Genomic DNA, 26,688 nt, shown 5'->3' with positions numbered 1-26,688 from the left:
GTATTATTGGGCTACGGCTTCCGATTGTTTAACTTTCTGCTGGTTCATTTCGCCTTTACGGCGACGCGTACCGTAAGCCACGGCGTGCTTGTCCAGAACAGTAGTGAGGAAACGGATAACCCGCTCGTCACGACGGAACGCGAGTTCCAGCGTGTCTACGACGTTACCTTCACCAGTGAACTCCACGAGGAAGTAATAACCGGTGTTCTTTTTCTGAATTGGGTACGCCAGCTTTTTGAGGCCCCAAGCTTCAGTGTTGATGATGTCGGCGCTATTTTCCTTAAGCACCTGCGAGAACTTCTCGACCGTCTCTTGCACTTGGCTCTCGTTCAATACGGGAGTCAGAATGAAGACCGTCTCGTAATTTCTTACTGCCATTACGACGGGGTGAAATTTGACGTGAAAAACTAAATGAGGGGCAAAGATAACAGGAATTACTCCACCTGCTACCGACTCACCATACTTTATCTATAAATACCCAGATTGTAAGCATTTGGTAGTCAGTTGGCAAACCTATTGGGCGTTAGGTGGTATTCATCTGGAAGGCAAACGGTAAGCCATTCGGAATACTTAATAAATTAGAGACTAACCGATGGTAGCCCGCCGAGAAATGCACGAAAGGGAACCATGAAAAATACGGATTTTACAGTTTTTAGAATGATTCTAAGCTTCCGGCAAAGGGCGAAAATTAGCCCGGGCTGGTTTGTTCTCTGGGTTTCCCAACCTACATTTGTGGCCTTGAAGCACCCCCGCGTTTCTTTTTTTCAGTCAACTTGTGCTATGGATAGCATCCGACTACGTCCCTTTTCCCGCCTCTTTCTCGCTCTGTTTCTGTTCTTTGTCAGCGTAGGCTCGTCCTTCGCTCAAGGCACGGCTGCTGATCCGAGCAAAGCTGGCGTGGCACCCGGCGCTACGGCGGCCGCTGCCCCCGCCGCTGCTGCTGGCGCTACCACCGGTGACCCCGCCGCAATTGCTGCCGGCGACGCCCTTTTCAAAGGCAATTGCGCCCAATGCCACGCCGTGAACGAGGTGGTAGTGGGTCCGGCTCTGGCCGGTATCACCAAGCGCCGCCCGATGTCCTGGATTATTCCATGGATCAAGAACTCCAGCAAACTGGTAGCCAGTGGCGACGAGTACGCAGTGAAGATCTTCAACCAATACCAGAAGCAGCAGATGCCCAGCTTTCAGCTGTCGGACGCTGAAATCACCTCGATTATTGCCTACACTACTTCGCAGGAAGGTGTTGGTGTGAAAGTAGCTGATGGTGCAAAAACAGATGGTGCAGCAACTGCTGACGGTGCAACTGCTAGTGCAGGTGATGAAGTAGATGGTGGCAAAGCCATGAATATTTTGCTCATTGTGTTGGTGGTAGTACTGATTGTACTGGTGGTAACACTGGTTATCATTGCCAACATCATGAAGGATGTGCTGCGTGGCCGCAAGGACCTCGACGGCCGTGACCGGGAGGTGATGGAGCAACGCTTCGATTTCTCGAAAATCTACAAATCGACGGCTGTTCGGGCTATTGTAGGTGTCGTATTCGTGCTGGCTGTATTGTACGAGACCATTCAGGGTGCTATGGGCGTGGGCCTGCAGCAGGGCTACCAGCCCACTCAGCCGATTGCCTTCTCGCACAAGCTGCACGCCGGTGAAAACCAGATCAACTGCGCCTATTGCCACACCTCGGTGTACAAGAGTAAGTCAGCCAACATCCCTTCCCCGAACATCTGCATGAACTGCCACTCGCAGATCAAGACGGAGTCGCCGGAAATCAAGAAAATCTACCGTGCTATTGAGCGGAAGCAGCCGATCCAGTGGGTGCGTATTCACAACCTGCCCGATCTGGCCTACTTCAACCACTCGCAGCACACGCAGGTGGGCGGCATAGAGTGCCAGACCTGCCACGGTCCTATCCAGAATATGGAAGTGGTATATCAGTACTCGCCCCTCACGATGGGTTGGTGCATCAACTGCCACCGCGAAACTCCGCTTAACACCAAGGGCAACGGATACTACGACAACCTCGTGAAACTGCATGACACCGAGAACGGTGCAGTGCCCTTTACGGTATCGTCGAACGGCGGCACGGAGTGCTCGAAGTGCCACTACTAGTAAGCTAGGGCCTTGGGGGCTTCCGCTCCGAAACTGGTTTTCGGTAGCAGAGGCCCCCAAGGCTCCACCTACCTTTACAAATAGCCTGCTTAGAGACTTACCGGGCCTCAGAATCCAAGTCGCTAAGTCCCTAAGACCCTAAGTTCCAAAAACACGATGCAAGAGTCGCCTAAGTACTGGAAGGGAATTGAGGAACTGGAGAACTCACCGGAGTTCGTGAAGAACGCACTCACAGAGTTTGCAGACTTCCTGCCGGTGAAGGAAACCCATGGCACCTCGGATGCCACGGTAGCTCCTCGCCGCGACTTCCTTAAGCTCATGGGTTTCGGCTTAGCTGCCGCTACCCTCGCCAGCTGCGAAACCCCGATCAAAAAGGCTATTCCCTACCTCAACAAGCCCGAAGAGGTAGATCCGGGTATTGCCAACTTCTACGCTTCCACTTTCTTCAACGGCCAGGATTACAACAGTATACTGGTGAAAACCCGCGAGGGCCGTCCGATCAAGCTGGAAGGTAACCCCGAGTCGCCCATCACCCGTGGTGGTTTGTCAGCCCGCGCTCAGGCGGCCGTTCTGGGCCTGTACGATGGCGCTCGTCTGCAGCACTTCGCCAAGAAGGGTGCCAAGGTTGATAAGGACCAGCTTGACCAGGAAGTGCGCAACGCACTGGCTGGCGCCGGTCGTATCGCCATTGTTTCCCATACCATCATCAGCCCTTCCACCAAAAAAGTGGTGGCGGAATTCGCTGGCCGCTTCGCGGGTACCGAACACGTGATGTATGATGTGAATTCGGCTTCGGGCCTGCTGCGTGCCAATGGTGGTGTGCTGCCCGCGTACGACTTCAGCAAAGCCGATACGATTGTCAGCTTCGACGCCGACTTCCTAGGTACCTGGTTGTCGCCCGTTGAGTTTGCCCGTCAATACGTAACCAACCGCAAGGTTTCGAGCGAGAAGCGCAGCATGTCGCGCCATTATCAGTTCGAAACCAACATGTCGCTGACTGGCTCCAACGCCGATGTACGCGAGCCGTTGAAACCCTCGGAACTGGGCGAAGCCGTGCTAACCGTGTACAACGTGGTAGTTGGCGGTGGTAGTGCTTCGGCTTACGCTGATAAATCGAAAAAAGTAGCTGCGGCTGCAGCTGCTCTGCAGAAAGCTGGTTCGCGCGGCCTCGTGGTATCGGGCTCGAATGATCCGGCTGTGCAGGCACTGGTTGCTGCTATTAACCAGAGTTTGGGTTCGGTTGCCGTTGACGTAGCCAATCCCTCACTGATCCGTCAGGGCGACGACGCCAAGATGAGCAACCTGCTCAAAGCCATCAGCGCCGGACAGGTTGGTGCAGTTATCTTCTACAACGCCAACCCCGTGTTCGACCACCCGATGGGTGCCGAATTGGCAGCCGCGCTGAAAGCCGGAAAAGTTCGCACCACTATTTCGCTGAACGACCGTCTGGACGAAACCGGCGAACTGTGCACTTACGCTGCTCCCGACCACCATTTCCTGGAGTCGTGGAATGACTACGAGCCTAAGCGTGGCTACCTGAGCCTGGCGCAGCCGGTTATCACGCCTTTGTTTGCTACCCGTCAGGCACAGGATTCGCTCCTGACCTGGGCCGGCAACCCAACTACTTACTACAACTACCTCCGCACTCAGTGGAAAGGTGTTCTGGGTGGCGACTTCAACAAAGCTTGGGATAAAGCCGTGCATGATGGCGTAGCCATGGGTTCGGCCGCTCCGGCTGCTCCCGTACAAGCTGCTCCCGCCCTCGATGTAAACGCGGCTATTGCCGCCATCAAATCGGCTCCCAAGCCTTCGGGCTTGGAACTGGCCGTGTACGAGAAAGTGGGCATCGGTAGCGGTGCTGACGCCAACAACCCCTGGCTCCAGGAGTTGCCTGATCCGATTACCAAGGCTACATGGGGCAACTACGTAACCGTACCCCGCGCTTATGCTGTGGCTCAGAAGTGGGAGCAGGGGGACGTGGTAAAAGTAACGGTGAATGGCAAATCAGTTGAATTACCCATCCTGATCCAGCCGGGTCAGGCAGCCGGTACCATCGGTATTGCCTTGGGCTACGGTCGGGTGAAGGCCGGTAAGGTTGGCAACGGCCTTGGCGCAAACGTACTGCCTCTGCTGGCCATGCGCAACGACGCTATCAGCTACACAGCCGCGGCTACGCTGACTCCTACTGGTACGCAGGAGCCGATTGCTCAGACGCAGACCCACCACACCATCATGGACCGCAAGCCGGTGGTGCAGGAAGCTACGTTAGCTCAGTACATTAAAGACCCCAAAGAGGTAACGGAATACGCTAAGATCTCAACTCCTGATGGTTTGCAGAAACCCAGCAAGGTTTCGTTGTGGCAGGATTACGAGTACAAGAACCACCACTGGGGTATGGCCATTGACCTCAATTCCTGCATCGGCTGCGGCTCGTGCGTAGTTGGGTGTCAGGCAGAAAACAACGTGGCGGTAGTAGGCAAGCAGGAAGTAATTAACCGTCGGGAAATGCATTGGATGCGGATCGACCGGTACTACAGCTCCGATGCCCACAAGTCTGACTTCGAAACCAAAGGCAAACTGAGCACTTATGCTGCTATGGAAGACCCCTCCGAGAATCCCTCGGTAATTTTCCAGCCAATGATGTGCCAGCACTGCAACCATGCTCCCTGCGAAACAGTGTGCCCGGTACTGGCTACCACACACAGCTCGGAAGGCTTGAACCAGATGACGTACAACCGTTGTGTAGGTACTCGCTACTGCGCCAACAACTGTCCGTACAAGGTTCGTCGCTTTAACTGGTTCTCATACTACACTAATGAGAAATTCGAAACTGTAAACGGCCACATGTTCACCGACCTAGGCCGCATGGTGCTGAATCCCGACGTAACAGTTCGGGCTCGCGGTGTGATGGAGAAGTGCTCGCTCTGCGTGCAGCGTATCCAGCTCGGTAAGCTCGAAGCCAAGAAGCAGAAGCGTCGTCCGAAGGATGGCGAGATTGTTTCGGCTTGCGCTCAGTCCTGCCCCACGCAGGCCATCGTATTTGGTGATATGCGTGACCCCGAGTCGCGTATTTCGCAACTGCTGCGTCGCGAAGATGGGGAGCGTGCTTTCCACGTACTCGACGAAATCAACGTGCAGCCGAACATCGCCTACCTGACTAAAATCCGCAATACGGATAAGTCAGAATTCAACGCCTAGAAACCGAGCCGGGAGAGGGCAGGAGCGCCCAAAGCACTACTACCTTCTCCCTTTACTCCTTTAAGTCCAAAAACTATGCAGCACGTATCGCCTGTACGGGAGCCGCTCGTTACCGGGGGGAAAACGTACCACGACGTCACCCAGGACGTGTGCCGCCAGGTAGAAGCCGCCCCGAATGTTCGGTGGATGGCGGCCCTGAGCGTCGCCCTTCTGCTCCTCGGCGTCTTCTTCTACTCGGTATACCGCACCTTATGGTACGGTATCGGAGAGTGGGGTCTGAACAAAACCGTTGGCTGGGCCTGGGACATTACCAACTTCGTGTGGTGGGTAGGTATCGGTCACGCCGGCACGCTGATTTCAGCAGTTCTGCTGCTGTTCCGTCAGAAGTGGCGGACCTCCATCAACCGCGCCGCAGAAGCTATGACGATTTTCGCTGTAATCTGCGCCGCCATGTTTCCGGTTCTGCACATGGGCCGTCCGTGGCTGGCTTTCTGGGTTTTCCCGCTGCAAAACACTTTCGGGTCGCTGTGGGTAAACTTCAATTCGCCGCTGTTGTGGGACGTATTTGCTATTTCGACTTACTTCTCGGTGTCGCTGGTGTTCTGGTACACTGGTCTGGTGCCTGACTTCGCTACCATTCGTGACCGTGCCAAAGGCCCTATTGCCAAAGTAGCTTACTCGCTGCTGAGCTTCGGCTGGAAAGGCTCGGCTAAGCACTGGAGCCGTTACGAAACGGTTTCGCTGATTCTGGCCGGTGTTTCGACGCCGCTGGTACTCTCGGTACACACCATTGTATCGATGGACTTTGCTACCTCGGTAGTACCGGGCTGGCACACTACCATCTTCCCTCCTTACTTTGTGGCAGGTGCTATCTTCTCGGGCTTCGCCATGGTACTGACGCTGATGCTTATTACCCGCGTTGTATTTAAGCTAGAAGATTACATCACCATCGAGCACATTGCCCTCATGAATAAAATCATGATGATTACGGGCTCGATTGTAGGTGTGGCTTACATCACGGAATTCTTCATTGCCTGGTATTCCGGTGTAGAATTCGAACAGTATGCCTTCATCAACCGTGCTACTGGTCCTTACTGGTGGGCTTACTGGTCGATGATGACCTGCAACGTAATTACCCCACAGCTGGTGTGGTTCCGTCGGGTGCGCTATAGCATTCCGCTGACTTTCATCCTGTCGATCATCGTGAACATCGGGATGTGGTTCGAGCGTTTCGTAATCATCGTAACCTCGCTGCACCGCGACTACCTGCCGTCGAGCTGGGCTATGTTCTCGCCCACCATTATCGACATCGGCATCTATGTTGGTACTATCGGCCTATTCTTCACCTTGTTCCTGTTGTTTGCCAAGTTCTTCCCGGTAATCAATATGGCAGAAGTGAAGTCGGTACTGAAGTACACGGTGGATAACGGCCCGACCTATACCGGTCATGACGCTGCCCACCACGCTCATCAGCCTGCTACCACCCACGGAGTACCCGCCTCGGCCTCTGTAAACTACGATAAGCATGACTAAGCGCTTCGCCCTCGGCATCTTCGACGACGAAGACGTGCTGCTGCACGCCGTTGAAAACGTCCGCGAAGCGGGCGTTAAGATCTACGAAGTATTCACCCCGTTCCCAATTCACGGAATGGATGATGCTCTTGGTATAGAACGTTCCCGTCTGCCAATTGCGGCTTTCTTCTTTGGTCTGACGGGTCTGTGCTTTGCTTTGTGGCTCCAGATCTATACGCTGGGCTTCGACTGGCCGATGATCATCGGTGGTAAGCCGCACATTGCGTTGCCAGCGTTTATTCCGGTATCGTTCGAGCTAACGGTACTTTTCTGCTGTCATGGTATGGTCATTACCTTCTATACCATTAGCAAACTCTATCCGCGCTGGAAAACGCCGGTACTGGATGTCCGCTCTACTGACGACAAGTTTGTAGTGGCCATTGAAGTGAACGAAAACACTGATATGACCAAGCTGACTCAGCTCCTGCGCGACAACGGGGCTTCGGAGGTGAACCAAAAAGAAATGTCCAAGTTCTAATGACGCATTCGCTGAAACTAACTCTGCAAGCGTCGGCGGTTCTGCTGGCATCGGTGTTCACCACCGCCTGCAACCGCGCCGATGACCCCGGTCTGGAGTACGCTCCAGAGATGTACGAAGGTATCCCGTACGATCCCCTGCGCCAGGTAGGAGCTAATACCATCAACCCGATGGGTATTAACGAGCGTACCCCGGCAGTAGGCACGGTAGCCAGGGGTAAAGCCACATACTACACCCACATTGCGAAAGACGATGTGGCTACAGCTGAAACCACACTACGCAACCCGTTCCCATACACCAAGGCGAACCTAGAGGAAGGCAAAGTGCTGTATTCGCGTAATTGCCAGCATTGTCACGGCGAAGGTGGGGCCGGTGATGGACCAGTAGGTGCTAAGTTCAAAGGCGTTCCAAACTATTCGGCCGGAGCGTACAAGACCATGAACGATGGCCACATCTATCACGTAATTCAGTGGGGCCGTAACCGCATGATGCCACACGGCTCACAGGTGAACCCAGAAGAGCGGTGGAAGATTGCCATGTATGTACGGGCCCTTCAGCTCGGTAAAGGGGCCGATGGTCTGGCTGATATGGTGAAAACCGGCGGTGCACAAGCTAACGTGCCTACGGCTGACTCCACTACAACATCGGGGCAGATGAAAGAAAACCCTACTCAGGCTGGTTCCGATAAAGCATCGGAGACCCCCGGGCAGGGTGATAAAGCAAACAACGGAACGGCGATTTAATCTACTTCTATGGCAACTCTGACGCATCAAGAAAGCGTTACGGCTGAATATCTGGAGGTTACGCCGGGTACCCGTAAAAACTTCATGCTGATCATAGTAGCAGGCGTTGTTCTGCTCGTGGTTGGTATCATCATGTCCATGATGGGCATTGGCGCGCACCACGAAGCTGGAGCTGCTGCCCATGGTGCTGCTCATGGGGGAGCCGAACATCATGGCAGTGCACCTTGGCTCAAACGGCTTATCGTGAGCCTGTGGCACAACAATGTATTCTTCACTGGGGTAGCTTCCATTGGTACGGTGTTCGTTGCCATCCAGTACGTTGCCTACGCTGGTTGGTCGGTGTTGGTGAAGCGGGTGGCTGAGGCTCTCAGCGCTTGGCTGCTGCCCGGCTTAGTTATCATGATTGTGGTATTCGGCGTTAGCCTGATCAACCATGATATCTTCCATTGGACGCTCCCGGGCATCATGGAAAAAGGCAACGAGAACTACGACGAAATCATTGCCGGCAAATCGGGTTTCCTGAACATGCCATTCTATCTGATTCGCATGGTTCTGTTCCTTGGTCTGTGGGCTTTCTTCACCAAGAAGCTGCGCGACCTGTCATTGGCCGAAGATCTGAACGGCGGCACTGAGTACTTTCACAAAAGCATCAACGTAGCCGCTTTGTTCTTGGTAATCTACGCAGTTTCTTCGCCCATTGCAGCTTGGGACTGGGTGATGTCGGTTGACACGCATTGGTTCTCGACCATGTTCGGCTGGTACATCTTCGCCTCTTGGTGGGTATCGGGTCTGGCGGCTATTACGCTGTGCACAATTCTGCTCAAGCAGGCCGGCTACCTGCGGTGGGTGAAAGAAGGTCACCTGCATGATCTGGGCAAGTTCATGTTCGGCTTCAGCATCTTCTGGACCTACGTGTGGTTCTCCCAGTTCATGCTGATTTGGTACGCTAACATTCCTGAAGAATCTGTGTACTTCAATCAGCGCTTGGGTGGCTTCAACGGCCAGTACACGTGGATGTTCTTCGGCAACTTGGCCATCAACTTTGTATTCCCTTTCTTAGTGCTGATGACCCGGGATGCCAAGCGTCAGATGATCATGCTCAAAATTGTGAGTATTGCCATCCTGATTGGTCACTGGTCTGATTTCTACCTGGCCATTATGCCCGGAACAATGAAGGCCGAAAACGGGTTTGTAATTGAGATTGGCGTAGCCCTTATTTTTCTGGGTGCCTTCCTGACTTTGATGACCAAACGCCTGTCGCAGGCTTCCCTGGTGCCGATTCATCATCCGTTCTTGGATGAAAGCATTCACCACACCACTTAATTTCAGACATGAGTAGTGAGGAGTGAGAAGTTAGACTGGATAGGATAACAGACTCTCACTTCTAACCTCTCAACTCTCACTTCTACATTCCGCTAATGACTACTCTTGGTATTGTTCTGGTGTTGGCGTTGCTGTTGGTCGTATTCGGCCTGCTGTTCCGTCTCCAGATTCTGACCTCCATTTTTTCGGGCAGTTCAACCCGTGAAGTAGGGGTGAGCAACCGTGTAAACGCCATCCTGTGTATCGTTTTCTTGGTAGTTGGTGGTGCGGCCTTCGCGTGGTCGTTCATCGATAACTATGACAAGATGAACCCCCCGATTGCCTCGGTACATGGTATTGCCACTGAGCGCATGTTCTGGACCACGATGATCATTCTGGGTATTGTGTTTACCCTGACACAAGTCCTGCTGTTCGTGTATTCATATAAGTATCAGCATAAGGAAGGTCGTCGGGCTTTCTTCTTCCCGCACAACAACAAAATAGAGGTTATCTGGACGCTGATTCCGGCCATTGTAATGGCTGGCTTAGTATTCGCCGGTTGGAAGGAATGGACCCGTATCACAGGGCCTGCCCCCAAAGACGCTGTGGTACTGGAAGTAATGGGCAAGCAGTTTAACTGGCTGGTACGTTACCCTGGCCGCGACCTGAAATTAGGCGTTGTCAATTACCGCCTGATTGATGCTACTAACGAATTCGGTTTCGATCTAAGTGACCAGAATGGCGTTGATGATTTTGTAGCACCTGAGATACATGTGCCTAAAGGCCACCCGGTACTATTGAAGATTCGTTCACGTGACGTACTGCACGCCGTGTACATGCCACATTTCCGCGTGCAGATGTATGCGGTACCTGGCATGCCAACCAAATTCTGGTTTACGCCGATCAAAACTACCGACGAGATGCGTGCGCAGACGGGCAACCCAAAATTCAATTACGAATTGGCTTGCAATCAAATCTGTGGCCGTGGACACTTCGCTATGAAGCTAAACATCGTGGTGGATGAGCCGGATGATTACGTTGCTTGGTTTGCCCAGCAAAAATCATTCTCGGAGCAAAACCCTGATGTATTGGCCAGCTTCAAACAGAAGTCGGATAAAATGGTTGAGAAGGTATCAGCAACTCCAGCCGCTGCTACTGTAGTACCTGTTGCTGCCAAGGCTTCGCTCTAATCTAACTAAACTGCACGCTTCCTTTATGGCTGCTAACCTACCAACTCAAGTGCAAGGCGGCATTGGCGCTATTCAGCCCGGTGTTCAGCACGATGAGCATGCGCACCACGACGAGCACGAGCACCACGAGCAGGGCTTTTTGTCGAAATACGTTTTCAGTACCGACCATAAATACATTGCGAAACAATTCCTGATTACAGGCATTTTTTGGGCAATTATTGGTGGTACGCTCTCAAGCCTCTTCCGTTTGCAGCTCGGCTGGCCCGATGCTACCATGGAATGGCTTAAGCCTTTCTTGGGTAAATGGATTGAAGCTGGCAAGCTGAACCCCGAGTTCTACCTTGCTTTGGTGACGATGCACGGTACCATTATGGTGTTCTTCGTGCTGACAGCTGGTCTGTCTGGCACGTTCTCAAACTTCTTGATTCCGTTGCAGATTGGTGCCCGTGATATGGCTTCGGGCTTCATGAACATGCTTTCGTACTGGTTCTTCTTTGCTTCCAGCGTAGTGATGTTCAGTTCACTGTTTATTGAAACCGGTCCGGCGGCGGCTGGCTGGACAATTTACCCACCGCTTTCGGCGTTGCCTCAGGCAATTTCGGGTTCAGGTGCCGGGCAGACCTTGTGGTTGGTATCGATGGCTTTGTTCATCGTATCTCAATTACTAGGTGGTGTTAACTACATAACTACGGTGATCAACCTGCGTACCCAGGGTATGAGCATGAGCAAGCTACCCCTAACTATTTGGTCGTTCTTTTTGACGGCTATCTTGGGTCTGCTCTCGTTTCCGGTATTGTTCTCGGCAGCCTTGCTGCTGATTTTCGATCGTTCTTTCGGTACCTCGTTCTTCCTCTCCGATATCTACATCGCTGGTCAGGCTCTGCCTAACACGGGTGGTTCGCCCATTTTGTTCCAGCACTTGTTCTGGTTCCTGGGTCACCCTGAGGTATATATCGTAATCATGCCCGCTATGGGTATGGTATCGGAAATCCTGGCTACCAATGCCCGTAAGCCGATCTTTGGTTATCGTGCTATGATTGGCTCACTGCTTGGTATTTCTCTGCTGTCTTTCATCGTGTGGGCTCACCACATGTTCGTAACCGGCATGAACCCATTTTTGGGCTCAGTGTTCATGTTCCTGACGCTAATCATTGCTGTTCCTTCAGCAGTGAAAACCTTCAACTGGCTGGCTACTTTGTGGCGCGGTAACATCCGCTTCACTACGGCCATGTTGTTTTCCATCGGCTTCGTGTCGTTGTTCATTGCTGGTGGTCTGACGGGTATCGTTCTAGGTAACGCCGCGTTGGACATCCAGATGCACAATACATACTTTGTGGTAGCTCACTTCCACTTGGTAATGGGTTCCTCGGCTTTCTTCGGTTTGTGGGCTGGTGTTTACCACTGGTTCCCCAAGATGTTTGGTCGGATGATGGACGAGAAACTGGGATACATCCACTTCTGGTTAACTTTCATCGGCGTGTACCTAGTATTCCTGCCGATGCACTATGTTGGTATTGCCGGTTTCCCCCGTCGTTATTATGCTTGGACTGGTTTCGATACGTTCAGCCAGTTTGCTGACCTAAATAAGTTCATTTCGATAGCGGCTATTATTGCCTTTGTTGGTCAGTTCATCTTCATCTTCAACTTCTTCTACAGCATCTTCCGTGGCCGTCGCGCTACTGAGAACCCCTGGAACTCGACGACTTTGGAGTGGACTACGCCTGTAGAGCCCGTACACGGCAACTGGCCCGGTGCTATTCCGGCCGTTCACCGCTGGCCGTACGACTACAGCAAGCCTGGTGCTGCCGAAGATTTCATCCCGCAAAATATTCCGTACTCGCAGACGCAGTCATCAAACCTGCCGTACGAGAAAGAAATGGAATAATGTGCACTGCACATTAGCCTACCTGAAAACGGGCCGCTGTATTCACGGCGGCCCGTCTTTATTAGTTCTCAGAGGGAAATTCGGACCGGCCGTGCCGGCTTTGAATTTCCCTTATTTTTTAAACAGTCTGCCGATTCAGTGGTCTGTATGATGAATTCATTTGCATAGACAAACAGCATGGTAATTCCTGCATTCGTGCGCCGCTTTCGATTCGTGGGCTTCCTGACGGTAGCGGCGGTGTATGTTCTGATCTTGGTGGGAGGTGTAGTAAGGAGTACCGGTTCCGGCATGGGCTGTCCCGATTGGCCCAAGTGTTTCGGTACTTGGATTCCTCCCACGAACATCAATCAGCTGCCCCCTAATTACAAGGAAATCTATACTGCCCAGCGGGTTGAGAAGAACAAGAAGTTGGCAGCTAAGCTGGAGCGTATGGGTTTTCAGCAGGTAGCGGGGGAGATTTTTGCTCATCCCACGCAGTACATCGAGACTGATTTCAATCCGGTAAAGACGTGGATTGAGTACATCAACAGACTGATAGGCGCACTGATTGGCTTGTTTGTGTTCGGGACGGTAGTATTCGCGCTGCCGTATTGGCAGCGTGACAGGCCGGTATTCTGGCTGGCTTTCGGGGCTTTCCTGTTAACTGGGGTGCAGGGCTGGTTAGGCTCTCTAGTGGTTTCCACCAATCTGCTGCCCATTATGGTGACTATCCATATGGGGCTGGCTTTGGTAATTGTGGCCATGCTGCTGTACGCCGTGGACCGCTCACAGCGTGGTACCGAGGTGGAGCCACAACCATTGAGTTCGGTACCTGGGTTGGTAGCATGGCTATGGGTAGCGGTGCTGCTTACCTTTGGACAGATTGTACTGGGTACTCAGGTCCGTGAGCAGATAGACCTAGTGGCCTCCGCCGCCAACTATCTGAACCGAGCAGATTGGGTAGAACAGGTAGGCGGCGTGTTCCGCTTCCATCGGACGTTCTCGGCGGTGTTGTTACTCGTGAACCTGTATGTCGCCTATCAACTATACCGAATGCCTTCCCGGCGCTTGCACAGGCTTGCTACGGCTATTCTGGGACTGATAGGAGGGGAAATATTGGCCGGCATCATTCTAGCTTATCTGGCTTTCCCGGCAGCTGTGCAACCAATCCACCTGACATTAGCTACGCTGTTGTTCGGTGCACAAGTACTAACGGTGGTAGCCTACAATCAGGCCACTAAGTTGCAGCGGCAGGCGGCTACTCCGGCCGTTGTTGCGTAACTTTGCGGCCCCGTTTGGCGGACTTTTTCGCCGCGCAATCTGTTTTCAACAGTTGATGAGCAAGGCCAAGGCTTTTTTTCAGTTACTCAAGTTCAGGCTGGCTCTCACAGTAGCCTTTTCCAGTGCCATTGGGTACCTGTTGGGCGCGCACGAACTGGATTGGGGCCGGGCCTTGTTGGTGATGCTGGGCGGCCTGGCCGTTACCGGTTCAGCCAATACCATCAACCAGATTTTCGAAATTGACTTAGACCGGCAGATGAAACGGACGGCCCAGCGGCCCTTGCCGCTGGGAATCATCACACCTTCGGATGCTTGGGTATTTGTGGTGGTGCTTGGTGTTGCAGGGTTGGGGATTCTAACCTATTTCTTTAATCCGCTGGCGGCAGCCCTAGCGTTGGTTTCCCTGATCCTATATGGGTTTGTGTACACGCCGCTTAAAACTATTTCCCCGATTTGTGTGGCTGTAGGAGCCATTCCGGGTGGGTTACCACCGCTTATCGGTTGGGTGGCCGCCACGGGGCTGTTAGGACCGCAGGGCTGGATTCTGTTCGGTATTCAGTTTATGTGGCAATTCCCCCATTTCTGGGCAATTGCCTGGGTGCTTGACGATGACTACAAGAAGGCCGGCTTCAAAATGCTACCTACCCCCGGTAAAAAAGACCTGCGTACAGCTTTCCAGATTATGACCTATACGCTGGTCCTGATTCCGCTGAGCCTGCTACCGTTTTATTTTGGTATGACGGGCACGGTGTACCCAATGGTGGCCGCCATCTGCGGCGTTTTGTTCCTGATGCAGACATTTTACCTCATGCGCACGGTGAGTAAGAAAGCGGCCATGAGTATTATGTTCGGCTCTTTCCTGTATCTGCCCATCGTGCAGATTGCTCTGGTGCTGGATAAAATGTAGCGTTTTGCCAGAAGTGAGAAATAAGCATCAGAAGGCGAGACAAAAGCCTCCTTCGGTCTGTTAGAATTCAACTCACTTCTCCTGTTTCCCTTCTCACTTCTTTAGAAAAATATGCATCCTTCAGAAGCTTTAAATACCAAGCAGCCCGCTACCGGAATTCATCCGGCTCGTTTCCTGCTGATGCTGATGATGGTCAGCGTCTTCATGATTTTCGCAGCTTACACTAGTGCTTACATTGTGCGCCGCAATGAGGGCAACTGGCTGGAATTCACCTTGCCGGCCGGCTTCCTGTATACTACTCTTGTTATTGCGCTCAGCTCCGTCACGGTGCAGTGGGCATGGCTGGCTGCCCGCAAAGACAACTTGGCCCAGGTGCGTATAGCGTTGGTTGCCACGCTGGGATTGGGGCTGGCTTTTTTAGCCGGTCAATGGCTCATGTGGAACCAGCTAGTAAGCCAGCGGATCTTTTTTGCAGGCACCGATGCCAACCCTTCCGGCTCATTTCTGTATGTATTGACTGGTGTCCACGGTTTTCACTTGATTACGGGGCTTATCTTTTTGGCCATCGTATTGCGTAAAAGCTTTCATTATCAGGTGCATTCTCGCCAGATGCTCTCCATCGGCAACGTGACCATCTACTGGCACTTCTTGGGCGTGCTTTGGTTGTACCTGTATTTGTTCCTACTTTTGAATCATTGATTTTTGTCAACCCCCCGCACGCTATGTCCACCATTTCCACGACGCAGGTAATTTCTGACTCCGCCCTGGATAAGCCGCGTACCGGCACCTGGGACGGCGGGAACGAGCCTTTCAACGCCAGCTACGGCAAGCTGATGATGTGGTTCTTCCTGCTGTCGGATGCCTTTACATTCGCCGCCTTCCTGACCACCTACGGCCTGATCCGTCACCGCCATCTGGCCTATGAAGGCACTGCCGAGGCATTCAAGTTCTCGTCAAATTACTGGCCCATACCGGAGAAGGTATTTAACTCCTTCCCAGGCCTGCATGGCGTAGATCTGCCACTGGCGTTTGTGGCCTTGATGACGATGATCTTGATTTTCTCGTCGGTAACGATGGTACTGGCCGTAGAAGCTGGTCACCGTTTCGACAAGAAAGACGTGCAGAAATGGCTGCTGTGGACGATTCTGTTCGGTACTATTTTCGTAAGCTGCCAGGCTTGGGAGTGGAGCCACTTTATTGGTGGCACCGATGAAGGCACCCTGATGAACGACGGTACGCGGTTCTTCGGCGCCAACCTAGCCGTGAATCAGTACGGCCCGGTGCTATTCGCCGACCTGTTCTTTTTCATTACCGGTTTCCATGGTACCCACGTATTCTCCGGCATCTGCCTGTTGATTTACTGCTTCATTGCTACCACCAATGGCACGTTCGAGAAGCGTGGTCACTACGAGATGGTAGAGAAAATTGGCCTGTACTGGCACTTTGTGGATTTGGTGTGGGTGTTTGTTTTCACCTTCTTCTACCTCGTTTAACTTTTCGGCGTAACTACAGTAGCTGAGTGCCCGCCGAGGGTGTTCAGCTACCGGCTTTTTCGGCCCGGTTACTCCTTCATTCAGCTACTCTCTACCATCATGGCTCACCACGCGCCTGAACATCCCGCCCATACCGGCGAAATTGCCAAGCCTAATACGGCCTGGATCTGGAAAACCTTCTGGGTTATCACGGCCATTACGGCTTTGGAATTTGTTATTGCCTTTGTGATGCCTGCCAGCACGCTGCGCAACTCCATCTTTATCATCCTCACCATTTGCAAGGCCTTCTTCATCGTGGCCGAATTCATGCACCTGAAGCATGAAACCAAAGGGTTGATCTGGACAATTCTGATTCCAATGTCGTTGCTAATCTGGCTGCTGGTTGCCCTTATCACGGAAGGCAACGCCATCCACAACGCCATATTCTAACGGATGCGGCCCCAACAAATTTTGCTGTTGGGCCTTATCCTGCTAGTTCCGGTTCTGGCTTTTCTGTTCCTGAAAAGCTTTGGTACCAACCGTTACGCGCTGCCAACTTACCTGCCCGACCGTGTGGACTCCATGCAGGTTGACGGGAAGTGGCAGCGCGATACTGTTTTTCACCGAATTGGTGATTTCCAGTTTGTGTCCCAGTCGGGACGGCAGGTAACGGGGGCGGAGCTACGCAGTGAGGGCCTGTACGTGGCCAGCTTCTTTTTTACCAGCTGCCCCGGAGCCTGCCCGCGCCTGAATAGCCAACTGGTACGGGTACAGGAGAAGTTTCGGCAGGATCCACGGGTACGGCTGGCTTCTTTCACAGTAGACCCCGCCCGCGACTCGGCCGCAGTACTGGCCCGGTACGCAGAGCAGTACGGAGCCATAGCCGGCAAGTGGTTTTTCCTAACCGGTGACAAAACGGCCCTTTCCCGGTTAGCTACGGAGGAGTTTCGATTGCCGTCCTCGGAGGATAGCGGCTCTTCGCTTGTTCACAGCCAGACGCTCTTTCTGGTAGACCGCAACGGCAACGTACGGGGCCGCTATGATGGCATCAAGGAGCGGGATGTGAACCGTCTTATCACCGAAATCGAAGTTTTGCTTTACACCTATGAGCACCCCTGAGCCAACCACTAACCCTGCCGGGTTTACCAAGTACAAAATCCTGATGGGGGCCCTAGCCGCCATCATTCCGGTGGCGGTGGCTATCCTGTATTTTTTGCCGGGCGTGTTTGTGATTCCGGGCCTGAATGTGAAGGCTCTGCCTGCTGTCAACGCGGTACTGAACTCGCTGACGGCGGTATTCCTGGTCATCGGGTACTACTTCATACGCCGCAAAGACGTAGCGAAGCATCGGGCCATGATGGGACTGGCGTTTCTGCTGGGCTCGTTGTTCTTGGTGTCGTATGTAGCCTATCATTCGCAGGTGGCTAGCACTAAGTTTGGAGGAGAAGGCCTGATAAAAGGTATCTACTACTTCATCCTGCTGACGCACATTCTACTGGCGGCTATAACAGTAGGCCTTGTGTTGTTCACACTGTATTTCGCACTTACCGAGCAGTTTCAGAAGCACCGCCGCATTGCCCGCTGGACGTATCCGGTGTGGCTATATGTGTCGGTAACGGGCGTTATCGTGTATTTCATGATTTCGCCCTATTACAACTGATCAGTTTCTCTCATAAACCTACTGTCATGGGTCGAACCCTGGCTGTCGGTTTAGGGTTACATATATATCACATTCAGCCGAGTACCATGAAAAAGGCAGCATTTGGAGGGTTTCTGACGTTGATAATTGCGCTGCTGCTCAGCGCTCTTCCGCTCACGTCTCGGGCTCAGTGCACGATGTGCAAAACGCAGGTGGAAGCCTCGCGTCAGGAAAAGGACGGCTATGATACCACGGGCCTTAACAAAGGTATTCTGTACCTGATGACAATTCCTTACGTACTGATCGGGACAGTGGGCTTCTTCTGGTACCGGCACAGCCAGCAACAGAAGAAAAAAGCCACGGTTCAGGCCTGATATGGATTCTACGCTGACGGGTATTCTCAACCAACGGTGCCCGCGTTGCCGCCAAGGGCAGCTATTCACGCATTCGGCACTTAACCTGGCTCATTTCACGGAAATGCCGCCGGCCTGCCCCATATGCGGCCAGGCGTACGAGCCGGAACCCGGATTTTATTGGGGAGCCATGTACATCAGCTTTGCCTTCTCCACCGGAATTATGCTGGTGGTGGGACTGGCGGTATACTACCTGCTCGGCGACCCGGATACATGGGTATATACTACAGCAGTAGCCGTTGTGGCCCTGTTGTTTACCCCGCTCAGTTTGCGCTATTCCCGTACTTTGATGCTGTATCTGTTTGGCGGTGTGCGCTACGATAAACGGTACGCCAATAGGACCTGACGGGGCCTGCTTACTAATTGGTTAGGAAATGCCGCCGCAGGGCGGCATTTTTGTTTGGTACTAAGGTTGTAGTGTCCCGGGTTCATCAGTCGTCTATTCATTTGAAATTCCTTCGCCTGACTCCGGTTCTGCTGTTGCTGCTGGCCATGTTGTGCTTTGCCGGCGCATATTTCAGCAACCGGTACAGTCAGAACCCGGAAGTAGTGTTGCAGGCGTCGGCTACCCGGCTGCAGGAGGTGCTGATGGAGGCAGAGCTGACGGGCGAGCGGGAATCAACGGATTTGCTGCAACGGCTGGCCACGGGCCGCGTGAGCTTCCGCAGCCTCACCAGCCATACTACGTATCCCACGTTTATTTTCCGGGGTGAGGAAGTGGTGTACTGGTCCGACCACACTATCCGCCCTGACGCGGAGCAAGCCTTGCAACGCTTCCACGAGCGGCTGCTGGAAACCCGGTTCGGGAAGTTTCTGGCGTTGCGCCACGTAGAAGGCCCGTATACGGTACTGACCTATATTCCGCTGGAAATCAGCTACGGCATCAGCAACCGGTACCTGCGCGACGGTAACGGGCAGGGTATCTTTCAGGGGCAGAACGTGCGGCTGGTAGTGGAGAAGTTGGCGAAACCCACCAATCTGCCCCGACTGGTATCGAATGAAGGCAACTACCTGTTCTCCATCGAGAGTCTGCAGGCCGATCCCATTACCGGCAAATACCTGCCGTTGGCCCTGTTGCTACTAGGTTTTGGCCTATATGTGGCAGGGTGGCTGCTGCTGGCCGGCCATCGTTTTGGCCAGGGCCTAGTGCTGCAGGGAGTGGCGCTGGTGATATTGCCGCTGCTGTTCTTCCGGGGAGCCATGCTCTACCTGGGGCTGCCCTTTTCCTTTCTGGAAGTGAAGCTGTTCGACCCGCGGGTATATGCGGCCTCCTGGCTTTCGCCTTCACTTGGCGACCTGCTCCTGAATGCCCTGCTATTTGCGGTGCTGGCCTGGTACGGGCTGCTACTGTTTCGGCGGTATGGTGTGCTGCGTCTGGTGCAGCGGGTGAGTGGCTGGCGGCAGCGCGTGCTGGTAGGAGCCATAACGGTGCTGACGTTTTACGGGCTGCTGGAGCTGCTTTTCGACTTTTATACCAGCAGCTTTAGCAATTCCCAGCTGATTCTCGATATCACCCAGGATATCCAGGTAAACGGCTTCAAACTGCTGCTCGGGGTAGCTATTATCCTGCACGTCGGCAGCTACTTGGTCGGGTTTTATCTGTTGTCACAGCTGTTTACGGGCATTGTGCGGCCCTCTACGCGGCGGGTAGGCATTCTGCTGCTGCTGCTCAGCACGGTGTGTTTTCTGAGTGTTGGGTTGGGGTTGGAGCAGGTGCACTTGACGTTGCTGGGCATTGCGCTGGTGTTTTTTCTGGTATTGCGGCTAACGGGCCTGAAATCGGCGGGAGCAGTGCTGCCGTACCAGGTATACTTGTTCATCTTCCTGATGCTGGGCGTGAGCTCAGCAGTAGGGGCTCTGGCACAATACGAGCACTTTAACCGACAGCTGCAACTCAACAAGCAGAACCTGGCCGGAAACCTGCTCACTGATAACGACCTGCAGGGGGAGTATCTGCTGGTGGAACGCAGCCAGGAAATGGCCCGGGACCCGGTGTTGCGCACTATGCTGGCCAGTCCGTTCGTCAACCTCGACCTGATTCGCCAGAAAGTAGGTAAGTATTATCTGCGCGACTATTTTGATAAGTACGAGGTGCGGGTGATGCTGTTCAACCCGGAGGGCCGGGGCGTGGCTATTGGCGGAACGCTGCCGCTTACCCGCGAGTATTTGCTGCGCAACGCCCGTCCTACCGACCATCCTAACATCTACTTGGTGCGCGATGGGGGCCGCTCGTTCAGCTCGCGGCGGTACGTGGCCTTCATCACCGTGCCCGCCCCCGACGAAACTGCCCGCCCGAGTACCATTGTGCTGGAGCTGACGCTCAAAAAGCTCACGGCCAATAGTGTAGTGCCCGAGTTGCTGATCGACCAGGCGTTCTTTCAGCCCCGGCTGGGTACTGAGCTGAGCTACGCCGGCTACGAAAACGGCCGAATGGTGTACAGCGAAGGAGACTTCGACTACGTGAACCGGTTGCCACCCTCCCTGTTCCGGGATGCGCGTTTTTACACCACGGGGCTGGCCCTGAACGGCTACCATCATCTGGCCGTCCGCAGTACAGACCGGTCGGGCCGGCTGGTAGTCGTGACGACGGCCATGTACTCTTTCTCTGACTGGCTGGCCAATTTCTCGTTCCTGTTTTTGCTCTACAGCTTCTGCTGGCTACTGCTGATGGGGGTTGTGCTGCTGGTACGGGGGCACTACCGGGAGGTATTGCGCACCAACTTCAGTACCAAAATTCAGCTGTTCCTCAACTTCGGCGTTTTGGTACCCCTCATTGTGGTGAGCGTGGCCATTGCCAGCCAGGTCACCAATTCCTACAAGCGTGACCTGCTGCGTTCCTACCAGCGCCGGGGCCAGGCCGTGCAGGAGAATCTGCTGAAAAACCGGGCCCTGCTCACCGATGACGCCAACCGGGCCGACCTAGTAGATCTGGCCGAAAACGTGGCCGCCCTCACCGAAACCGACCTCAACCTCTACGATGCTCACGGCGAACTGCTGGTAAGCAGCCAGCCGCTCATCTTCGAAGCCAGTCTGCTTAGTACACTCATGAACCCGCAGGCTGTGTCGGCGCTGGCGGAAGAGGGGCAGCCGCGCGTGCTGCTGACGGAGCGGGCTGGTACGTTGCCGTTTAATGCGCTGTATCTGCCGTTGCGGGCCGGCACCGTACGGCAGGGCCGGCCTGGGGCCGTGGTGGGCTACGTGGGTATCCCGTTCTTCGATTCCGAGAAAGACCTGGATAACAAGCTCACGGAGCTGATTTCCACTATCCTGAACATCTTCACCCTGATGTTCATCCTGTTTCTGCTGCTGGCCTTCGTGGCCTCCCGGGTTCTGACGGAGCCGCTCAAGCTCATCACCGAAAAGCTCCGGCAAACCACCCTAACGGGTCAGAACGAGATGCTGGCCTACGAATCGGAGGACGAAATCGGGCTGCTGGTGCGCGAGTACAACCAGATGCTGCTGAAGCTGGAAGAGAGCAAGCTGGAGCTGGCCACTCAGGAGAAAGAGGCCGCCTGGCGCGAAATGGCCCGGCAGGTAGCCCACGAAATCAAGAACCCGCTCACGCCCATGAAGCTGAGCCTACAGTTTCTGCAGCGTGCCATGCAGGACCAGCGCCCCAACCTGGATGAGCTGATCAATAAGGTATCCCAGACACTCATCACCCAGATTGATGTGCTCACGGACATTGCCACCTCATTCAGCAACTTCACCAACCTGCCCGCCATGCGCCCCGAGCGGCTTGATGTGGCCCCTATTCTGCGGCGCTGCGTAGGCCTGCACCAGGGTAGTCAGGGCCATAACATCAGGCTGGAGCTGCCCACCGATGCCGATGCCGGCCGCTACGTGGTATTTGCTGATGAAAGCCTGTTAGTACGCACCTTCAACAACCTACTCATTAATGCTCTACAGGCTATGCCCGTGGGCCGCACACCTGAAATTGTGGCTACGCTGGAAGCCATAGGCCACGACCGGGTGCGGATCGGCATTCAGGACAATGGCACCGGCATTCCGGAGGACGTGCAGAGCAAGGTGTTTGTACCCAACTTTACCACCAAGGAAACCGGCTCCGGCATTGGGCTGGCCGTGGCCCGGCGCGGCATCGAAAGCGCTGGCGGCCACATCTGGTTTGAAACCGAGGAAAGCCAAGGCACGCAGTTCTTCATTGAGTTGCCGCTAGCCGGGTAGGAGTGAGGAAGTCGCTGACAGGGCGAAAAGCCGGGAAAAGCCAGTGGCGGCACACCTTCACTTTTATCTCCGCCGCGGCTGACTTTTCTTGGCCTTTCGGCGTTATAGCGGCCCCGGCTTTTCTGCTCCGTATTTTTACTGAATGACCAGCAACTCTACGCCTTCCTTCCTGCGCTTGTGCGTACTGCTGGGGTGGCTAATGCTGGTTGTGGGAACAGCCCGGGCCCAACAACGCCCCGACGCCCCGCCCAGTACTCGCCGGTGCGCTTGGGTGCGCCTTGCGCCGGACCGGGATACCACGGAGTTTGCCCTGCGCGATACTCTGACCATTGTACCGGCTTCGGTGAGCGTGGCTGGCCGCTCGGTAGGGTATGATGCGCGCCTCGACCGGTACCGGCTGGTGCTGCCGGGGCGGCGGGTGCCCAGCCCGGAGCCAGGCCAGCCCGACCTCGTGCTGCCCGGCGGCCCCGATTCGGTGCAGGTGTGCTACCGGGTGCTGCCGCTGCAGCTCTCGGCGGCGCGCTACCTGCGGCCGCGCCGACTGATGGATAGTCTGGAATTCTGGCGGCGGCCTTCGTTCGGGATGGAGGACTTTGCGGTGAAGGAGCAGATTCTGAGCACGCCGGGCATCAACAAAAGCGGCAACCTGTCGCGGGGTGTCTCGTTCGGCAACTCCCAGAACGTATTTGTCAATTCCTCGCTTAACCTGCAGCTGGAAGGCAAACTCACAGACCAGATCAACCTGACGGCCGCCATCAGCGACCAGAACGTGCCGTTTCAGCCCGAGGGCAATACCCAGCAGCTCCAGGAATTTGACCGGATTTACATCACCCTCACCCACCCGCGCTGGAACCTGACGGCGGGCGACGTGGTGCTGCGCAACAAGCCCGATTACTTTCTGCGCTTCTACAAGAACATTCAGGGCGGGGCGGGGGAGGTAAACTTCGGGCAGCTGCCGGTGGGTGGTTTTGGCGGCGGTAGCGGGCCGGGTGTAAGTAACCCGCAGCTGATTCAATACCCAAATGCGGCCGGCACCAGTACAGGTACCTTCGTGACGGCCCCGCCCACGGTACCCACACCGCCCGGCCAGCCCCAGAACGGGCCACCCGCTGACCCTACTCGCCCTGGCCTCAGCCCCAACAGCACCGGGCCCAATGGGGTGAGCCAGACCGTAACGACCACCGGACGGCGCAACGGGCCACTCTTGTCCCTTAAACGCGGCGAGGCCTTTGCTACTACCTCGGTGGCAGCAGGCGTAGCCAAGGGCAAATTTGCCAGCGTGGATATTGCGCCCATTGAGAACGTGCAGGGCCCGTACCGGCTGCGCGGGCCCAACGGCGAGCAGTTCATCATCATTCTGGCCAACTCCGAGCGGGTGTACCTAGATGGCCGGCTGCTGACGCGGGGCTTCGATTTCGACTACGTTATCGACTACAACCAGGCCGAGCTGACGTTCTCGCCCCGCCACCTCATCACCAGCAACACCCGCATCAAGGTCGATTTCGAGTATTCCGACTTCAACTACGCCCGTTCGCTGGTGCAGGCCAGCCACTACCAGCAGCTGGGCCGCCTGCAGATGCACGCCAACTTCTACCGCGAAGCCGACAACCCCGACAACTCGCCTAACCTCACTCTCGACGACTCCACCCAGTTACGCCTGCGCCGCCTGCGCGGCAACGAGAGCCTGGCCCTGCTGCCCGGGGCCGATTCCGTGGAGTACAAACGTGACCAGCTGCAGTACAGCCGCGTGGTGCTGCCCGACCCCGTAACGGGCCAGCCCGTGCCGGTATTCGTGTTTCCGTTGCGCGACACGCTGCAGGGAGCCTACACGGTGCGCTTTACCAATGTGGGCGCCGGCCAGGGCAGTTACCGCATCAGTACGCAGTACGGCAACGCCAACGGCCGGGTGTACGAGTTTGCGGGCCAGGGTCAGGGCGACTACGCGCCCATCCGGCTGCTGCCCACGCCTCTGCAAAAACAGCTCCTCACGGTAGGCACCAGCTACCGCCTCGATTCCACGGCCACCGTATTCGTGGATCTGGCGGCCTCCGACCTCGATTTGAACCGCTTTTCGCCTGAGTCGGCCCAGGGCCGGGCCATGCGGGTGGGCTACGCCGTGCAGGACCGCCCGGTGCGGATTCCGGGGCTGGCGGGCTACAAGCTGCGCAGCGCCCTCGATTACGAATACACCAGCCGCCGCTTCGCGCCCATCGACCGGTACCGGGACATCGAGTTCGACCGCAACTGGAGCACCGATAATACGCTCATCACCAACAATCAGCGCCCGCGCGAGGAAAACATTCTGAACGCGGCCGTGGGCCTGGTGAAGGACGCCGACAACGCCTTGGGCTACCGCCTCAGCCGTCGTTACCGGGCGGGCGAGGTGAACGGCACCCAGCACTGGCTGGAGGCGGCCCGGCAGCTGGGGCAGGTGCAGCTGCGCGGCAACCTGTTTCTGCTGAACTCCGAGGCCGGCCGGCGGGAGTCGCGGTGGGCGCGGGGTGAGGCGGCGGCGCGCTACGTGGCCGGCCCGGTGGTGCCCGGCTACGTGTACCGCTTCGATAAGAACCGGGTGGCCCGTCCCGCCGGCGACTCCATCAGCTCGGCCAATTACTACGACGAGCACGCCGTGTTCGTGCAGAGCCGCGACTCGGCCCGCACCCGCTTCCGCCTCGATTACAGCTACCGCCGCGACCAGACGCCCAGCCCCGACCAGACCACGCTGCGCGAGCGGGGCCGCGCCCAGACCTGGCAGGGCACCTTCGCCTCCCGCTTTAGCCCCAACCAGGACTTGGCCATCCTGGCCACCTACCGCGACCTGGCCGTGCGCGACTCGGCGCGGCAGCGCACCGTGCTGGGCAAGCTTGACTGGAACGCCACGTTTCTGCAGAATGTGCTGCGCTCGGAGCTGAGCTACGCCGTGGGTACCGGCCGGGAGCCCCGCCGCGACTACACCTTCCTGGCCGTGAATGCCGGCCAGGGCACCCACTACTGGGACGACCTGGACAACGACGGGCAGCAGGAGCGTAACGAGTTTTTTGAGGCCCAGACGCCCGATGCCCAGTACCGCACCTACATCAAGCTGTTTCTGCCTTCGGACGTATATATCTCCGCGTTTTCGAACCGGTTCAGCTACCGCCTCACCACCAACGCGCCCCGGGGCTGGCGGGAGCTGCCGGGCTGGCGCGGGTTCGTGGGCCGCTTCTCGGTGCTGAGCACCGTGACGCTGGACCGCCGCACCACGGAAAACACGCTGTCTTCTCGGCTCAACCCGTTTGCGTTTCAAACGGCCGATACCCTGCTGCTGAGCCTAAATAAGCTGCTGCGCAACACCGTGTACTTCAACCGCTCGAATCCCATTTTCGGGGCTGAATTCACGGTGCAGCAAACCCAGCAGAAAGTGCTGCTCACGCAGGGCTCCGATACGCGCAACCTGGCCAGCCAGAGCCTGCTACTACGCCGCACGCTGGCGCAGTCGTTCACGGGCCGGTTCACCACCACCCGCAGCATCCGCGAAAACCTCTCCACCATCGTCAACAGCAACCGCAACTTCCGGGTGTTGCAGTACGAGCTGGCCCCTGAAATCAGCTACCAGCCCAACCAAGTGCTGCGCCTGACCACCAGCTACCTGCGCACCACCAAAAACAACACCAACGGCCCCGATGAAGACACCCGTGGCACCTTCGACGACCTGGGCCTGGAAACGCGCGTCAGTCAGGTAGGCAAGCGCACCTTGGCCCTCACCACGCGCTATGTGCGCGTCGGCTTCGAGGGCAACCAGGCCAGCCTCGTGGGCCTAGAAATCCTGAACGCCCTGCGCCCCGGCAGCAACTTCACCTGGAATCTGAACCTGGAGCAGCGCCTCAGCAACGGCCTCAACGTCACGCTGGCCTACGACGGCCGCAAAGCCAACGGCCTCAACGCCATCCACACCGGCCGCATGCAGGTGGCGGTGCTGTTTTAGTGGCCATGCGGTATCCGGTGAGCAATAAACCCGAAGCGTGTGGTTTGCGCAACATGGAAGGCAAACCCGGCGAGTATTTCTACAATAGGATCTGTTGCATCAAGCCCAAAAACAGTCAGACTGGTATACGCCGGCCCATGACTGTCTTCTCCATGGTGCTGATTCACTGTATCCAGTAATGATTCGAAATCAAGCCCTGTACTAGGTTGGAAAAGGGTAATGTCTCTAGGCTGCGGTGCTGATGCTTGCCATTGTTGCCGTACTAACGGCTCGTTTAGTACACTGGCCACAACCCAGGCAGGCTCTGCAGGATGCAGCAACAATAACTTGTCCCCAAAGGCAAGGTCCAGCACTAAATTGATATTCAT

Annotated in this window: 21 protein-coding genes; 19 read left to right on the top strand and 2 right to left on the bottom strand. The window is 55.5% G+C overall.

What is annotated here, in order from left to right:
• Positions 1–3: 3 nt before the first annotated feature.
• Entirely contained in the window at positions 4–378 is a 375-nt protein-coding gene (gene rpsF / locus HSW_RS16455; protein WP_044002831.1) for a 30S ribosomal protein S6, read from the bottom strand.
• Between the two features lie 402 nt (positions 379–780).
• On the opposite strand from rpsF, the gene HSW_RS16450 reads away from it, so the two are divergent.
• The 19 genes from HSW_RS16450 to HSW_RS16360 all read left to right on the top strand — a co-directional run bounded on the left by HSW_RS16450 (position 781) and on the right by HSW_RS16360 (position 26,320).
• Entirely contained in the window at positions 781–2,112 is a 1,332-nt protein-coding gene (locus HSW_RS16450) for a cytochrome c3 family protein (protein ID WP_044002830.1), read from the top strand.
• Between the two features lie 156 nt (positions 2,113–2,268).
• Entirely contained in the window at positions 2,269–5,310 is a 3,042-nt protein-coding gene (locus HSW_RS16445; protein ID WP_044002829.1) for a TAT-variant-translocated molybdopterin oxidoreductase, read from the top strand.
• A gap of 75 nt (positions 5,311–5,385) precedes the next feature.
• On the top strand, positions 5,386–6,843 hold the full coding sequence (gene nrfD / locus HSW_RS16440) for an NrfD/PsrC family molybdoenzyme membrane anchor subunit (RefSeq protein ID WP_081768456.1): 1,458 nt from the start codon (positions 5,386–5,388) through the stop codon (positions 6,841–6,843).
• Positions 6,836–7,360, top strand: a complete 525-nt coding sequence (locus HSW_RS16435) for a DUF3341 domain-containing protein (protein ID WP_044002828.1) — start codon at positions 6,836–6,838, stop codon at positions 7,358–7,360. Before nrfD ends, HSW_RS16435 begins: the two co-directional genes overlap by 8 nt.
• Entirely contained in the window at positions 7,360–8,103 is a 744-nt protein-coding gene (locus tag HSW_RS16430; RefSeq protein ID WP_044002826.1) for a c-type cytochrome, read from the top strand. Before HSW_RS16435 ends, HSW_RS16430 begins: the two co-directional genes overlap by 1 nt.
• 9 nt (positions 8,104–8,112) lie before the next feature.
• Positions 8,113–9,426 (top strand): hypothetical protein, encoded by a 1,314-nt coding sequence (locus tag HSW_RS16425; protein WP_044002824.1) that lies wholly within the window; start codon positions 8,113–8,115, stop codon positions 9,424–9,426.
• 95 nt (positions 9,427–9,521) lie between these two features.
• On the top strand, positions 9,522–10,595 hold the full coding sequence (locus HSW_RS16420) for a cytochrome c oxidase subunit II (protein WP_044002823.1): 1,074 nt from the start codon (positions 9,522–9,524) through the stop codon (positions 10,593–10,595).
• Between the two features lie 25 nt (positions 10,596–10,620).
• A complete protein-coding gene (locus HSW_RS16415) occupies positions 10,621–12,480 on the top strand; it encodes a cytochrome c oxidase subunit I (protein ID WP_231501309.1) in 1,860 nt (619 codons plus the stop codon).
• A 177-nt stretch (positions 12,481–12,657) separates the two neighbouring features.
• Positions 12,658–13,740 carry a COX15/CtaA family protein gene (locus HSW_RS16410; protein WP_044002821.1) on the top strand — a complete coding sequence of 361 codons (1,083 nt, stop codon included), beginning with the start codon at positions 12,658–12,660 and terminating at the stop codon, positions 13,738–13,740.
• 55 nt (positions 13,741–13,795) lie between these two features.
• Positions 13,796–14,647: a heme o synthase gene (gene cyoE, locus HSW_RS16405; RefSeq protein WP_052346536.1), complete on the top strand. Its 852-nt coding sequence runs from the start codon at positions 13,796–13,798 to the stop codon at positions 14,645–14,647.
• Positions 14,648–14,758: 111 nt separating this feature from the next.
• On the top strand, positions 14,759–15,346 hold the full coding sequence (locus HSW_RS16400; RefSeq protein WP_044002819.1) for a cytochrome c oxidase subunit 3: 588 nt from the start codon (positions 14,759–14,761) through the stop codon (positions 15,344–15,346).
• 23 nt (positions 15,347–15,369) lie between these two features.
• Entirely contained in the window at positions 15,370–16,140 is a 771-nt protein-coding gene (locus HSW_RS16395; protein ID WP_044002817.1) for a cytochrome c oxidase subunit 3, read from the top strand.
• Between the two features lie 99 nt (positions 16,141–16,239).
• Positions 16,240–16,569: a cytochrome C oxidase subunit IV family protein gene (locus HSW_RS16390; protein WP_044004928.1), complete on the top strand. Its 330-nt coding sequence runs from the start codon at positions 16,240–16,242 to the stop codon at positions 16,567–16,569.
• 3 nt (positions 16,570–16,572) lie between these two features.
• Positions 16,573–17,238 carry an SCO family protein gene (locus tag HSW_RS16385; protein ID WP_044002816.1) on the top strand — a complete coding sequence of 222 codons (666 nt, stop codon included), beginning with the start codon at positions 16,573–16,575 and terminating at the stop codon, positions 17,236–17,238.
• Entirely contained in the window at positions 17,225–17,779 is a 555-nt protein-coding gene (locus HSW_RS16380) for a DUF420 domain-containing protein (protein WP_044002815.1), read from the top strand. Before HSW_RS16385 ends, HSW_RS16380 begins: the two co-directional genes overlap by 14 nt.
• A gap of 86 nt (positions 17,780–17,865) precedes the next feature.
• Positions 17,866–18,132, top strand: a complete 267-nt coding sequence (locus HSW_RS24345) for a hypothetical protein (protein ID WP_044002814.1) — start codon at positions 17,866–17,868, stop codon at positions 18,130–18,132.
• Position 18,133: 1 nt separating this feature from the next.
• Positions 18,134–18,517: a DUF983 domain-containing protein gene (locus HSW_RS16370; protein ID WP_071883131.1), complete on the top strand. Its 384-nt coding sequence runs from the start codon at positions 18,134–18,136 to the stop codon at positions 18,515–18,517.
• Between the two features lie 101 nt (positions 18,518–18,618).
• Positions 18,619–22,356 carry a sensor histidine kinase gene (locus HSW_RS16365; protein WP_052346535.1) on the top strand — a complete coding sequence of 1,246 codons (3,738 nt, stop codon included), beginning with the start codon at positions 18,619–18,621 and terminating at the stop codon, positions 22,354–22,356.
• A 142-nt stretch (positions 22,357–22,498) separates the two neighbouring features.
• Positions 22,499–26,320 (top strand): hypothetical protein, encoded by a 3,822-nt coding sequence (locus HSW_RS16360; protein ID WP_044002811.1) that lies wholly within the window; start codon positions 22,499–22,501, stop codon positions 26,318–26,320.
• Here HSW_RS16360 and HSW_RS16355 read toward each other — a convergent pair.
• Positions 26,317–26,688 (bottom strand): hypothetical protein, encoded by a 372-nt coding sequence (locus HSW_RS16355; protein ID WP_044002810.1) that lies wholly within the window; start codon positions 26,686–26,688, stop codon positions 26,317–26,319. The two genes, HSW_RS16360 and HSW_RS16355, sit on opposite strands and share 4 nt — an antisense overlap.

Source organism: Hymenobacter swuensis DY53, assembly GCF_000576555.1.
GTDB lineage: Bacteria > Bacteroidota > Bacteroidia > Cytophagales > Hymenobacteraceae > Hymenobacter > Hymenobacter swuensis.
Note: the sequence above shows the minus strand (reverse complement) of the source record. Positions and strands in the feature narration are given on the sequence as shown.